Genomic DNA, 13,110 nt, shown 5'->3' on the forward strand with positions numbered 1-13,110 from the left:
GACGGTTTTTGCCTCCCGCGGCGGATTCCTGCAACCTTAAGGCTTCCATTGGGGACGACCGCTCCGGTAGCTTCTGCACGGCCAAACCCCGAGCACGAGCACTCCGTGACTCCCCACCGCAAAGTCCATGCCCTCGTCGAGGCGGTCGCCGCCGGCGATCTGCGCGCGTTCGAAGAGCTTTACCGGCTGACCAGCCCGAAGCTCTACGGCATCGTGCTGCGCCTGCTGCGCCGGCCGGAACTGGCTGCCGATGCCATGCGGCAGACCTATCGGCGGGTTCGGTCCGAGGCGCATACCCTGCGGGCCAGCGAGGATCCCGTCTGCTGGATGGTCTCCATCGCGCGGGGCTGCGCCCTCGACATGGCGTGGCAGAGACCGGTGGGCGACGCCTTCGAGCCGTTCGACGCCGCCCAGCGCGGCAGCGACCCTATCGGTTCGCCCCATCGCAGCCCGGCCCTGACCCGCCTCCTGACCTGCCTCGGCCGGCTGCCGGAGGAGCGGCGGCGGATGCTGCTGCTCGCCTTCTATGACGGCTGGAGCTACGAGGCGCTGTCGGTCTATTTCGATGCGCCGGCACCGGCCATACGCGCCTGGATGGCCCGCAGCATCCACCAGCTCAACGAGTTCATGGGGCGGCGGTCATGAGCCCGGCCGCGCCGAGCCGCCTGCCGGAGCGCGTGGCGCCCCCGGATGCCGACCGCATCCTCGCCGCCGAATATGTGCTCGGCACGCTGGACAATGACGACCGTCGGCGCGTGCGCGCCCGCTGCGCCGCCGACCCGCAGTTCGCGGGCCTCGTCCGCCTGTGGGAGCGCCGGCTTGCGCCGCTGCATGAACTTGCGGTGCCGGTGATCCCGTCGCCCGAGATCTGGCGGGCCATCGCCTCGGACCTGCGGAGCGCGCCGCCCGCGCTGCGCGGGGCCACCCTGCCGCGCGGGCTGTCACCCTCGCCCGATCCGCCGCGCCGGCCGGCACTGCCGGAAGGCCGACCGCTCCGGTCCGCGGCGGGCACAGGGGAAGGCGCGGTCTCGCGGGTGCGACGGCTGTTCGGCCTCGGCAAAAGCGAACAGCAGGGCCGCGTCGAGCCGTCTCGCGGTGCGGAGAGGGCGTCTCGTCGGCGTTCCTTTCCGCCGCTCGATCCCGTTCCAGCCGCACCGCCCGGCCGGATCACGGAGCCGGACCGTGCGCCCGAGGGGCCGCACCGCGACCTCCGGTCCGCCACCTTCACGCCTCAGGCGGGAGGGCTCGCGCCGCCGCGCCCGACGCTTGCTCCGCCGACCCGGCTGGCGGAGGCGACGGCGCCGCTTCAGCTCGCCCCGCCGCCTCCGCCGCGTCCGCGCCCCACGCCCGAGCCGTTGGCGCCGCCCCCGGCCTTCATATTCCTTGAGCCCGACCCGCCGCCGGAGCCCATCGCCGAGACGCCGTCCGCCGGAAGCGAGCCGCTCGTGGAGGCCGCCTCAGTCCAGCCGGAAGCGGGGGACGGCCAACCGCCGTCCGGGCCGGACGCGGCCGCTCCGGAGGCGTCTGCAGAGCCGCCGGTCCCCGTGGCCCAAGCGGGTGGCGTCGAAGCGGCCGAAGTGCTGCCCCCGCCGGCCGCGTCACAGGGGGAGCCTGTGGGAGCCGCCGAGGCTGTTCCGGCAGCTGAGCTTTCGCTCCCCGCTGAGATTGAGGCCGAGGCGGCGCCCACCGCCATTGACGTTGGCAAGGTCGCAGGTTCAACAGGCGACGAGGAAGGGGAGAGCCAGCCGGAGGCTGCCGGGTCGCCCTCCGCCGAAGCCATCGATGCGCCTGCGCCCGCCGCCGCGTCCGCTGAGGCACCCACAGAGGCGCCATCGAGTGAGGCGCCCTCCGCCGATCCTGCCGCCGGCAACAAGGGCGAAGAGGCCCCGCTTCCGGGCTGGGCGACCGAGGTGGCCTCGGGCGAGGTCTCGGCCCTGCCGGACGAGCCGAGCGCGCCCACGCGGGTCGTCGTCCGGCACGGTCCCTGGCGCGGCATCGCACTTCTGCTCGCGTTGCTCTGCCTGGGGCTGGGCGGCGTCGCGGCCTATCGCGAGTGGGTCTGGCCGGGCGAAGGCTATTGGGTCGCGGTGATGCAGCCTGAGCCCTTGCCGGCGGTGTCGGTGCGGATCGATCCGGACAGCGGCGCCGTGCATGTACGCTCCTTCGCCCCGGCGCCGCCGGAGGGCGAGATCTTCCGGCTGTGGCTCGTGTCGCCCACGTCCGGCGCGCGCCTCATCGGCACCTTTTCCTCCGGCCTGTCGGAGCGCCTGCCCGAGCTTGCTCGACTGGGTCGGAAGGGCCTTGCCGGCACGCAGGTGGTGGTCACGCGCGAGCCGGCGGCCGCTCCGGATCCGTCGAAGGGGCCGGGTGATGCCGTGGTTTACAGGGGGCGGTTGGTCCCGGAATAGGCCGGGTCCCTCCCCGCCGCTTCAGCCCGACGGCCCGGCGGCGATGGCCCCGTGGCCGGGCGTCTCCCGTGGCGCGCTCGGCGCCTCGCCCACCGGCGGAACGGCAACGGCGGTGCGGTTGCGCCCCTGTGCCTTTCCTGAATAGAGCGCGCCATCGGCCGCCACGATGAGGCCGGCGATGGTGTCCGCCCCGCTGCTCCCCGGTACATAGGTCGCGGCCCCGACCGTGAGCGTGACGCCGATGTCGCGCCCCGCGACCTCGCCCAGTTCGGCTTCCACGAGCCCGCGCAACCGCTCGGCGATGACGAGCGCAGCCTTGGCGTCGGCACCCGGCAGCAGGATGCAGAATTCCTCGCCGCCGTAGCGACCTGCCACGTCGTTGGCGCGGATGCTCTGCGGCACCAGGGCCGCGAAACGCTGCAGCGCGAGGTCGCCCACGTCGTGGCCGAAGCGGTCGTTGACCGATTTGAAATGGTCGAGGTCGGCCAGCAGCAGCGAGAAGGGCAGGCGCCGGGCCCTGGCGAAGCGCAGGAGTTCCTCGCCACGCTGGAGTACGGAGCGGCGGTTGAGCAGGCCGGTGAGGTCGTCGCGCGAAGCCACCTTTTCAAGCACCATGAACAGGCTGCCGAAAGTCCAGCAGATGGCGAGGCCGAGGCCGACAATGGCGATCAGCACCTCCACAGCGCCGCCATTGCCGGGTAGCGGCATCAGTGCGAACTGGACGCCAACGCCCCGGATCGTGTAGCCGGCGGCCACCACCATCAGCACGACAGACGAAGCGACACGGGAAATGATCGGGCCGCCGCCCGGCACCTGCATCAGGGCGTGTCCCGCCGTTGCGCTCCAGCAGGCAACCAGCAGGGAAATGACGGTCGCGCGGTCGGTGATGTTGTCGCCGGTCCACAGCGACAGGCCGAGCAGGCCTGTGCCCAGCAGCGCCACCGCAGCGACCGTCGCCAGGCGAGGGGGGCGTTCATCGAAGATGCGGATGCCGCTGTAGACGAGGCCCATGCCGACCAGGACGCAGCCATTGCCGATGAGTGCGCTGGCCGGAAGACCGATGCTGGCGCGCGCCGCGAAGAAGATGCAGCCGCAGGTGAGGAAAAGATTCGCGAGCGCCCATATGAAAAGACAGCGCTTCCGCAGCCGCCAGCCGGCCAGAAGTTGCAGGGCTGCCAGCAGCATGCCCACCACGGCCGAGACCGACAGCACAGTCTGGACCTGGAAATCCATATCTGGAGTCGCTCCGGGGGGGCCGTTGGTCCACACGCTGGGGGAAGTACAGGTTGTATGCGCCAATAGCGTGTACTTCGCGTGCGCACAAGCTGGTGATCGTACTATTGTAAGGCTTATTTTTGTTTCTGGACTTCGCCTCCCGCACTCATGCGTCTCCCGAGCCGTTGTCCTGCCGCCACGCCGTAACGGTGGGCTCGTGCGGCTTTGCACAGGCATTGCCTGGCGGTCGCGGGAGATGCGGACGGCCGTGCTTCCGGGCCACGCGGCCTTCGTTATGATGCAGCCGCTCTGGGTCGGCGGTGTCGGCCCTTCAGCGATAAGAGCCAGCGAGGACAATATGGCCGACCCGACCCTTCCCCGCCCCGTTGACCGTGCCCTGGACCCGGGCTTCCGCCACGGCCAGTCCACCGAGCCGAACTATTCGGGCGTCACGTCCTTCCTGCGCCGGCGCTATGCCCGCGACGGCGGCGGCGCCGAGGTGGTGGTGTGGGGCGTGCCGCTGGATGTGGCGGTCTCGAACCGGCCGGGCACGCGCTTCGGACCGAGGGCCATCCGCGCGGCGTCCACGATCCTTGATGGCGATCCCTTCTACCCGTTCGGCTTCGACCCCTTCGAAACGCTGGACGTGTCCGACGGCGGCGACTGCGTGTTCGATTACGGACTGCCGGCCGGCATCCCCGGTGCCATCGCTGCGCAGGCCGCGGCCCATTACGCCCGTGGCAGCCATCTCGTGACCCTCGGCGGGGATCATTTCCTCACCTATCCCATCCTGCGGGCGCTCACCGCCCGTCTCGGCCAGCCCGTGGCGCTGGTGCAGTTCGATGCCCACCAGGACACATGGGACGACAATGGCGACCGGGTCGACCATGGCACCATGATCACCCGTGCGGTGAAGGACGGCCTGATCCGGGTAGACAAATCCATCCAGGTGGGCATCCGCACCCACGCGCCGCGCACCTATGGCATCGAGATCGTCCACGGCAACGTCGCGGGCGAGATGGGGCCGGCGGCGCTGGCACGCCACATCTGCGAGCGGGTTGGGGATGCGCCGGTCTATCTGAGCTTCGATATCGACGCGCTCGATCCGGCGTTTGCGCCGGGCACGGGGACGCCGGTCTGCGGCGGCCTGTCCACGCGGGAGGTGATCGCCTGCCTTCGGCGGCTCGGTGCGCTCGATCTCAAGGGGTTCGATGTGGTGGAGGTCTCTCCGCCCTACGACCATGCGGAGATCACGGCGCTCGCCGGCGCGACGTTGGCCTCGCTCTACCTGTGCCTGCTGGCCGAGCGCAAGGAGGGTGGGCGCTCGCCTGCGCTGTAGCTTCATCCCGCGCGGTGTGCTTGTACCCTTTTGTGGGCGGACGGGATAAGGGAGGACGCTCAGCGCGCGCTGGCTGGATCGGGGGAAGGGAAGAGATGGGAAAGCGGCCAGGCATCTCGGCTTATCTTCTGCCCGCTCTGGGCTTGCTGCTCGCTCTCGTCTTCCTGCTGTGGCCCCAGTTCGGGCCCGGGGCACCGGGCATCCTGCCGGGCGTGCTGGCGGTCGGCTCAGTCGCGCTTCTGTGCGGCTCCGCCTTCTCCGCGGTCGGGCATGCCGACATTGTTGCTGCCCGGCTGGGGCAGCCATGGGGCACGCTGCTCCTCACCCTGTCGGTGACCATCATCGAGGTGTCGGTGATGGCATCCATGATGCTGAACGGCGGAAACAACCCGACGCTTGCCCGCGAGTCCGTGCTGTCGGTGCTGATGATCGTGACCGCCGGTATCGTCGGCCTGTGCCTCCTGCTCGGCAGCATTCGGCACCGCGAGCAGACGATTCAGCAACAGGGGGTGTCGGGCTATCTGTCGGCCATCATCGCGCTCGGCGTGATGCTGCTGATCCTGCCCAATGAGACGCATGCAGGGGCGACGGGTTCCTTCTCCCCTTTCCAGCTCGTCTATATGTCGCTGATCGCTGTCGCCCTCTACGCCGCCTTTCTCTACATGCAGACCGTGCGCTATCGCGAGCATTTCGCAGGGCAGCCGGAAGGCCACAGCGAACCGACGCCGGGCCTCACCAGCTTCCTCGTCGCCATCGGCATGCTGCTGGCAAGCCTCGCCGCGGTGGTGGCGCTCTCCGGCCGGGTCGCCACGACCTTCGAGGATTTCCTGGCCCAGTTCTCGCTTCAGGATCCTGACGCCGTGACCGGTGCGCTGGTCGCGACGCTGATCCTCCTGCCGGAAGGCATCAGCGCGGTGCGCGCCGCCGCGCGCAACCACCTGCAGCACTCGCTCAACATCGCCCTCGGCTCGGCGCTCGCCACAGTGTCGCTGACCATCCCGGCCATGGCCTTCATCAGCGTCATGATCGGACGGCCCATGGTGCTCGGCCTCGACAACGAGGACCGGACGATGTTGCTGCTCACCTTCGTCCTCTCGGTGCTCTCCTTCGGCACCGGAAGGACCAATGCGCTCAATGGCGTGGTCCACCTCATCGTGTTCTGCGTCTATGTGATGCTGCTGTTTGCCCCGTAAAGCGCCGATCCGTCGCGGGCGGGCGGTGGACATCGGGCGGGGCGGGTGGCATGTTCCGCGCGACTTGAACGAGGCGCGGGCCGTGAAGAACTTTCTGCTCTACATCTTCACCTGGTGGAACAAGCAGACCGTCGGCACCATGTGGTGGACGAAGCGCTTCGGCGAGTTCGTGGGCGAGGACGAGTTCGGCAATCGGTACTATCGCACCAAGGGCGGCAAGATCGACCCGACGCTCGGCTTCGAGCGGCGCTGGGTGATTTATCCCGGCTATGCGGAAGCCACCACCATCCCGTCGGGTTGGTGGGGCTGGATGCATCACCGCGTCGATACCCCGCCGGTGGATGAGACCTACACGCCGCGCTCCTGGCAGAAGCCGCATCGCCGCAACATGACCGGCACCCCCGGGGCCTATCGTCCCAAGGGCTCGGTGCTGGCTGGTGGCATGCGCCCCCGCGTCACCGGCGACTACAAGGCCTGGACGCCCGGCGAGTAGGCCGTCGCGTCGGCGATCTGCTTATTTCTGCGCAGATCCGGGGGCCAAAGACCGGGCACCTGGCGCTTCCTTCCGGGCGCTTCCTTCCCGGCGCCGCCTTGCCGCCGCCTGAATCGGGCGGTCAGAAGGGGAAAGGGCCGGCCCGCTTCCCGGCCGTCCCTTCTTCATTGCACGGGTCCACAGACTGATGCGCTTCCTCTGCTCCGTTTCCCTGCTGGCCGCCGGCCTGATCGCCGCCGCGATGCCTCAGGCACTGGCGCAGAGCCGTGGCACCATCGAGCAGACGCCGCTTCCCCCGCCCGGGACGATTCCAAACCAGCGTCCGCTGCCCCAGGTGCCGAACAGCGTTCCGGTGATTCCCGCCCCGCAGGCGGCTCCGGCGCAGCGACCCGCAGCTCAGGGCGCCATCCAGCGCGGTCCGGCGCCGCCGCCTCCCGCCGCGGCCCAGCAGCCTCCTGCCGTCATGCAGCCGGCCCCTCCCGGGGATGAGGGCGACATGGTGGTGGTGCAGCCGCCGACGCAGAAGATCGCCAACGCCTATGCGGTCTATGCCGGCCTCGACAAGATCACCGGCCGCATCACCTCGTTCGACATCGCCATCGGCGAGACGGCCCAGTTCGGTGCGCTGCAGGTGACGCCGCGCGTCTGCTACACCCGGCCCGCCACGGAAACGCAGAACACCACCTCCTTCACCGAGGTGAACGAGGTGACCCTGCAGGGCCAGGCCAAGCGAATCTTCACTGGCTGGATGTTCGCGGCGAGCCCGGGCCTCCACGCCGTGGAGCACCCGATCTACGACGTGTGGCTGATCGGCTGCAAGGCGGCCGCGCCTGTGACGGCACGCGGCCAGCAGTAGAAATCCCCCTCCACCTCAAGCGCGTTCTCCAGCAGCTTGTGATAGTGACGGCGCGGGACCTCCAGCGCCCCGAAGGTCTTCAGGTGCCCCGTGACGAACTGGGTGTCGAGCAGACGGAAGCCACCGGCGATGAGCCGCCCCACCAGATGCACGAGCGCCACCTTGGAGGCGTCCCGCTCGCGGTGAAACATGCTCTCGCCGAAGAAAGCGCCGCCCAGCCGCACGCCGTAAAGCCCGCCCACCAGCTTTCCGTCTTGCCAGGCTTCCACCGTGTGGCAGCGCCCGCGCGCGAACAGTTCGCCATAGAGGCGCCGGATCGGATCGTTGATCCAGGTCTTCTCGCGGCCCTCCTGCGGTTCGGCACAGCCGTCGATCACCGCCTCGAAGTCGCTGTCCACGCGGACCTCGAACCTGTCCGCACGCACCGTCCGGGCGAGTCGGGACGAGACGTGGAAGGCGTCGAGGGGGATGATGCCGCGCCGCTCCGGCTCGATCCAGTAGAGGCCCGGATCATCGGCGCTCTCGGCCATCGGAAAGATGCCGCAGGCATAGGCCTTCAGCAGCACATCAGGCGTGATCTCGACGATCTGGTCGTTCGGCCGGCTCATGGAGGTTCATCCTACCAGCAATTCGAGCGGCCGTATGGCGTGGCGGCGGGTTCGCGCGGTCTGCTTGCGGCTGTTTGCCACGCCTATGGATATCGCTCCGCGTCTCAGCCTCGCTTCAGGAAGTCGCCGATGCGTCGGACCGCCTCCGCCATGTCCGGCCCGGAACCGGCATAGGAGAAGCGCAGGAACTGGCGACCATGAAACGGGTCAAAATCGACACCCGGCGTCGCCGCCACATGGGCCGCGTCGAGGAGGGTCCGCGCGAAGGCGGCCGAATCATCGGTGAAGTCGGAGACGTCCGCGTAGAGATAGAAGGCGCCGTCCGCCGGAAGGAAACGCCCGAGGCCGGCGGCGGGCAGCCCTTCGGTGAGGATGCGGCGGTTCTCCACATAGGTCGCCTTCACCCGATCCATCTCGGCCCGCCCCTCGAAGGCGGCATCAGCGGCGATCTGCGACAGGGTGGGGACCGAGATGGAGAAGTTCTGCTGAAGCCGCTCCATGGTGCGCGACACGCCGGGCGGCACCACCATCCAGCCCACCCGCCAGCCGGTCATGCAGAAGTATTTGGAGAAGGAGTTGATGACCGTGACGTCCTCACCGATCTCCACCGCGCTCACGGCCGGGAAGGCATAGTCGAGCCCGTGGTAGATCTCGTCGGAGATGAAGGCCAGGCCGAGGTCGCTGGCGCAGGCGTGCAGCGCAGTGAGGGCGGCCCGGTCCATCATGGTGCCGGTGGGGTTGGCCGGGCTCGCCACCAGCACGCCCTTGAGCGGTGCGGCGCGATGGGCCTCCATCAGGCGCTCGGGGGTGAGGGCGTGGCGATCCTCCGCGTGGGTCTCGATCAGCACCGGCTCGCAGCCAAGCGCAGACAGGACATGGCGGTAGGGCGGGTAGCCGGGCGCGGCGATGGCGACGCGGTCGCCCGGCTCGAACAGCGCCAGGAAGGCCAGCACGAAGCCGCCGGACGAGCCGTTGGTCACGACAACCCGTTCCGGATCGATGGAAACGCCGTGCTGCTCTCCATAATGCCGCGCGATCCGCGCCCGCAGGGCGGGAATGCCGAGCGCGGCGGTGTAGCCCACCTGTCCGGCGGCAATCGCGGCAGCCGCTGCCTGCCGCGCCACGAGAGGGGCGGGGGCCGCCGGCTGACCGACCTCCAGATGGATCACCTGTCCCCCCTGCGCTTCGATGCGGGCGGCATGCTCCATCACGTCCATAACGATGAAGGGCTCGACCGCGCTGCGCCGGGAGAGGAGGGGAAGAACCTGCCGCATTGCCAAAATCCGTTGCGTTCTTGCTGGCGCAAGGCGCGCCGATGCCCGCGCTGCCGTGCTGCCGCCTTATTCTGCCTGTCCCTGAGGCGGGTTCGCCCCAACGTGAAGGCCAGCGGATTGACCTCGGCATGCGCCGAAGCCAGTGTCCGGCAGTCTCGTAGCCTGTGCCTCGGAGCGAGCCAAGGCGGTTCGTCATAGTGATCGGATAACGCCGTGGTCCCTGCGTGAAAGCGGCTTGCGTGGTGGTTGACGGAATGGATCGAGCCAGAGCGGATAAGCAGATCGGATCTGGAAAGCGTGCCGGGCGTGGGCTTCGTGCCGCCGGACGCATGCTTTGCCTTGCCGCCGCGACCGCCTTGCCGCTCCACGCCGCATGGTTCGGCGCGGCGGTGGCGCAGGAACAGGCGCCTCAGAAGGGGCCGCAGACCATCCAGGACACCGAGATCGAGGCGCTGCTGAGGGATTATACCCGGCCCATCATGAAGGCGGCGGGTCTGGCCCAGCAGAATGTCGAGGTGGTGCTCATATCGAGCCGCGCCTTCAATGCGTTCGTGGCGGATGGCCGGCGCATTTTCGTGAATACGGGCGCTCTGGTCGATTCGGTGACGCCCAATCAGATCATCGGCGTGCTGGCCCACGAGACCGGCCACATCGCCGGCGGTCATCTCGCGCGCATGCGCGAGCAACTGGCCGGCGCCCAGACCATGGCGATCGTCGCCATGCTTCTGGCGGCGGGCGGTGTCGCGGCTGGCGCGACCACCGGTATGAACGGCCGGGATGTGGGCAGCGTCGGCGCGGCGGCGTTGTCGGCCCCGCAGGAAATGATCCGGCGCTCGCTCCTCTCCTACCAGCGCGGCGAGGAAGCGGCGGCCGACCGCTCGGCCGTGAAGTACCTGAATGCCACCGGCCAGTCGGCCAAGGGCATGCTGGAGACGTTCGAGCGCTTCCAGAACGACCAATTGTTCATCAGCCAGCGCGTCGATCCCTATGTGCTGAGCCACCCCATGGCGCGCGAGCGCATCGGCGCCCTGGAGCAGCTCGCCAAGACGAGCCCCTATTACGACGTGAAGGATCCGCCGGCGCTGCAGGCACGCCATGACATGATGCGCGCGAAGCTCATCGGCTTCATGGAACGTCCCGAGGCGGTGGCCCGGCGCTACCCGCCTTCCGACGGCTCCATGGCGGCGCAGTATGCCCGCGCCATCTCAGCCTACCGTTTCGGCAATGTCGATTCGTCCATCCGCCAGATCGATGCGCTGATCGCCAAGGAGCCCTCCAATCCCTATTTCCAGGAGCTGAAGGGACAGGCTTTGCTGGAGGCCGGGCGGCCGGGCGAGGCGGTCGCACCGCTCCGCAAGGCGGTGCAGATGACCAATGGAGCCCCCCTCATCCGCGCGATGCTGGGGCAGGCTCTGGTGCAGTCCGGCAACCAGAGCTTCACGCAGGAGGCGATCCGCGAACTGGTGCAGGCCACCCAGCGCGATCCCAATTCGCCTTCGGCTTGGCGCTCGCTGGCGCTCGCCTACGGCCGTTCGGGCGATACCGCCAATGCGGACCTCGCGTCCGCGCACTCGTACTTCGCCTCTGGCGACTTCAAGCTGGGCCGTGAACTGGCGGCCCGCGCCCGCACGAAATTTCCGCAGGGCTCGCCCGGCTGGCTCAAGGCCGACGACCTCGTGAATTTCAAACCGCCCGCATCGGCCGCCAACCGGCGCTGATGCTCAAAGACAGCTTTTCACCCAAGGAGCCCCGCATGTTCTCCCCCACGGGCCTGGCCCGAACCGGTTTTCGGCGCCTCGCCGCCCGCCTTTCCGCGCTGGCGCTGGCCGCCCTGCCGGCCGTCCTGCTCGCTGCCAGCCCGGCCGCGGCCTTCACGGACGCGGAAAAGAAGGAACTCGGCGGCATCATCCGCGAGTATCTGATCCAGAACCCGGAGGTGCTCCAGGAAGCCATCTCGGTGCTGGAAAGCCGTCAGATGGTGGCCGATGCCACCCAGCGCAGCAAGGCGGTCGCCGAACTGAAGCCCCTGCTGCTGTCGAGCCCGCGCGGCATCGTCGCGGGCAACCCGCAGGGCGACATCACGCTGGTCGAGTTCTTCGACTACAATTGCGGCTATTGCAAAAAGGCGTTGTCGGACCTTCAGGATCTCATCAAGCAGGACCCCAAGCTCCGCGTGGTGCTTAAGGAGTTCCCGGTGCTCGGCCAGGGCTCGGTTGAAGCCGCGCAGGTCGCCGTGGCCGTGCGCATGGTCGCGCCCGAGAAGTACATGGCCTTCCATCAGGCGATGCTGAATAGCCGCGGCCAGGCGGACCGCGCCAAGGCCCTCGCGGTCGCGAAGGAGGTCGGCATCGACCCGGCGCTGATCCAGAAGCAGGCGACCTCCCCCGAGCTCAACGCCACTCTCGACGAGAGCATGAAGATCGCCGAGGCGCTGTCGCTCAACGGCACGCCGTCCTATGTGGTGGGCGATCAGGTGGTGGTCGGCGCCGTGGGCTTCGACAAGCTCAAGGCCGCCATCGCCGAAGCCCGCACCAAGCAGGCCGGCAAGTAGAAGGGGCGTCACCCGCCCCGAGTGCCCGGGGTACGGTCCGGCCTCCCGGGGTCGGCCGTGCTGTGGGCACTCTTTCCATCGGCCGCGCGCACCCCTATAAGGCTGCGACCCGGCCGACAGGAGGCCGGTGGCAGATCACGCACGGATGACAGACACCGTCCACGTCCTGAACGGGCCCAACCTCAACCTGCTCGGTACCCGCGAGCCCGGCATCTATGGCGCGGCGACGCTGGCCGATGTCGAGGCGCTGTGCCGGGCCGAAGGAAAGGCGCTCGGCTTCGATATCGTCTTCCGTCAGACCAATTCGGAAGGCGCGCTGGTGGATTTCATCCAGGCGGCCCGCGGCGCGCGGGGCATCGTCCTCAATGCCGCGGCCTACACCCACACCTCCGTCGCGCTGCGCGACGCGGTGGCTGCGGTTGGGGTGCCGACCATCGAGGTGCATTTGTCGAACGTGTTCGCGCGGGAAGACTTCCGCCACCATTCCTATCTGTCGCCCGTTGCCCGTGGAGTGATCTGCGGCTTCGGACCCCAGAGCTATGTGCTGGGCCTGCGCGCCATCGCGGGCCTGCCGCAGACCCCTTAAGATCCCCCAACGCCCTCGCGCGGCCAGACGGCCGGCCAGAGCCAGGAACATCATGAAGCCCTCCAACCCTCCCATCGACACCGCCATCGTCAAGGAGATCGCCGATCTCCTCTCGGGCAGCGACCTGACCGAGATCGAGGTGGAGCACGAGGGCCTGCGCATCCGCGTGGTGCGCGCGCCCGCCCCGGTTACCATTGCCCAGGGGGCCCCCTACGCCGCGCCTTATCCGGCTGGCGCGCCCGTCGCGGCAGCTGCCCCGGCTGTCGCGGTCGAGGCTCCGGCGGACCTCTCCAAGCATCCCGGCGTCGTTGCCTCTCCCATGGTGGGCACCGCATACCTTGCCGCCGAGCCCGGCGCCGCCCCCTTCATCGAGGTGGGCGCGAGCGTCCGCGAGGGGCAGACCGTGCTCATCGTCGAGGCGATGAAGACCATGAACGCCATCCCCGCGCCGCGCTCCGGCACGGTCACGCGCATCCTCGTGGGCAATGCGCAGCCGGTGGAGTACGGCGAGCCGCTGCTGATCATCGAATGAGCGCGCCCGCGCGGCACGCATACACCGGCACAGACCCACGAGGCAGGCACCCACA

13 protein-coding genes are annotated in these 13,110 nt (G+C 69.0%); 10 read left to right on the plus strand and 3 right to left on the minus strand.

Features of this window, described 5'->3' with window-relative positions; all coding sequences use genetic code 11:
* Positions 1-105: 105 nt before the first annotated feature.
* Positions 106-645, plus strand: coding sequence for an RNA polymerase sigma factor (locus tag J2126_RS21200; protein ID WP_209488798.1), 540 nt, complete (start codon positions 106-108; stop codon positions 643-645).
* Positions 642-2,408: a hypothetical protein gene (locus J2126_RS21205; protein ID WP_209488799.1), complete on the plus strand. Its 1,767-nt coding sequence runs from the start codon at positions 642-644 to the stop codon at positions 2,406-2,408. The genes J2126_RS21200 and J2126_RS21205 overlap by 4 nt, the downstream gene beginning before the upstream one ends.
* A gap of 21 nt (positions 2,409-2,429) precedes the next feature.
* Here J2126_RS21205 and J2126_RS21210 read toward each other — a convergent pair whose 3' ends face one another.
* Positions 2,430-3,641 (minus strand): GGDEF domain-containing protein, encoded by a 1,212-nt coding sequence (locus tag J2126_RS21210; RefSeq protein WP_209488800.1) that lies wholly within the window; start codon positions 3,639-3,641, stop codon positions 2,430-2,432.
* Between the two features lie 340 nt (positions 3,642-3,981).
* Here J2126_RS21210 and speB point away from each other — a divergent pair, with 340 nt between their 5' ends.
* From speB to J2126_RS21230, 4 genes are all read left to right on the plus strand, one after another.
* The gene (speB, locus tag J2126_RS21215) at positions 3,982-4,962 is read left to right on the plus strand and encodes an agmatinase (protein ID WP_209488801.1); all 981 of its coding nucleotides are present in this window, start codon (positions 3,982-3,984) and stop codon (positions 4,960-4,962) included.
* A 95-nt stretch (positions 4,963-5,057) separates the two neighbouring features.
* Positions 5,058-6,155: a calcium:proton antiporter gene (locus J2126_RS21220; RefSeq protein ID WP_209488802.1), complete on the plus strand. Its 1,098-nt coding sequence runs from the start codon at positions 5,058-5,060 to the stop codon at positions 6,153-6,155.
* 82 nt (positions 6,156-6,237) lie between these two features.
* The gene (locus tag J2126_RS21225) at positions 6,238-6,648 is read left to right on the plus strand and encodes an NADH:ubiquinone oxidoreductase subunit NDUFA12 (protein ID WP_209488803.1); all 411 of its coding nucleotides are present in this window, start codon (positions 6,238-6,240) and stop codon (positions 6,646-6,648) included.
* Positions 6,649-6,835: 187 nt separating this feature from the next.
* Positions 6,836-7,504 carry a DUF2155 domain-containing protein gene (locus tag J2126_RS21230; RefSeq protein ID WP_209488804.1) on the plus strand — a complete coding sequence of 223 codons (669 nt, stop codon included), beginning with the start codon at positions 6,836-6,838 and terminating at the stop codon, positions 7,502-7,504.
* On the opposite strand, the gene aat is transcribed toward J2126_RS21230, so the two are convergent.
* Together aat and J2126_RS21240 are read right to left on the minus strand one after the other, a co-directional pair.
* Complete coding sequence (aat, locus tag J2126_RS21235; protein ID WP_209488805.1) at positions 7,441-8,112, minus strand: leucyl/phenylalanyl-tRNA--protein transferase; 672 nt, start codon at positions 8,110-8,112, stop codon at positions 7,441-7,443. The two genes, J2126_RS21230 and aat, sit on opposite strands and share 64 nt — an antisense overlap.
* A 104-nt stretch (positions 8,113-8,216) precedes the next feature.
* The gene (locus tag J2126_RS21240) at positions 8,217-9,386 is read right to left on the minus strand and encodes a pyridoxal phosphate-dependent aminotransferase (RefSeq protein ID WP_209488806.1); all 1,170 of its coding nucleotides are present in this window, start codon (positions 9,384-9,386) and stop codon (positions 8,217-8,219) included.
* Positions 9,387-9,715: 329 nt separating this feature from the next.
* Here J2126_RS21240 and J2126_RS21245 point away from each other — a divergent pair, with 329 nt between their 5' ends.
* The 4 genes from J2126_RS21245 to accB all read left to right on the plus strand — a co-directional run bounded on the left by J2126_RS21245 (position 9,716) and on the right by accB (position 13,055).
* Positions 9,716-11,104 (plus strand): M48 family metalloprotease, encoded by a 1,389-nt coding sequence (locus J2126_RS21245; protein WP_209488807.1) that lies wholly within the window; start codon positions 9,716-9,718, stop codon positions 11,102-11,104.
* A 35-nt stretch (positions 11,105-11,139) separates the two neighbouring features.
* Positions 11,140-11,937, plus strand: coding sequence for a DsbA family protein (locus J2126_RS21250; protein WP_209488808.1), 798 nt, complete (start codon positions 11,140-11,142; stop codon positions 11,935-11,937).
* A gap of 145 nt (positions 11,938-12,082) precedes the next feature.
* Positions 12,083-12,523 (plus strand): type II 3-dehydroquinate dehydratase, encoded by a 441-nt coding sequence (gene aroQ, locus J2126_RS21255; protein ID WP_209488809.1) that lies wholly within the window; start codon positions 12,083-12,085, stop codon positions 12,521-12,523.
* A 52-nt stretch (positions 12,524-12,575) separates the two neighbouring features.
* Positions 12,576-13,055 (plus strand): acetyl-CoA carboxylase biotin carboxyl carrier protein, encoded by a 480-nt coding sequence (gene accB, locus J2126_RS21260; protein WP_209488810.1) that lies wholly within the window; start codon positions 12,576-12,578, stop codon positions 13,053-13,055.
* Positions 13,056-13,110 lie beyond the last annotated feature (55 nt).

Source organism: Xanthobacter flavus (assembly GCF_017875275.1).
In the GTDB taxonomy this organism is placed as follows: domain Bacteria; phylum Pseudomonadota; class Alphaproteobacteria; order Rhizobiales; family Xanthobacteraceae; genus Xanthobacter; species Xanthobacter flavus_A.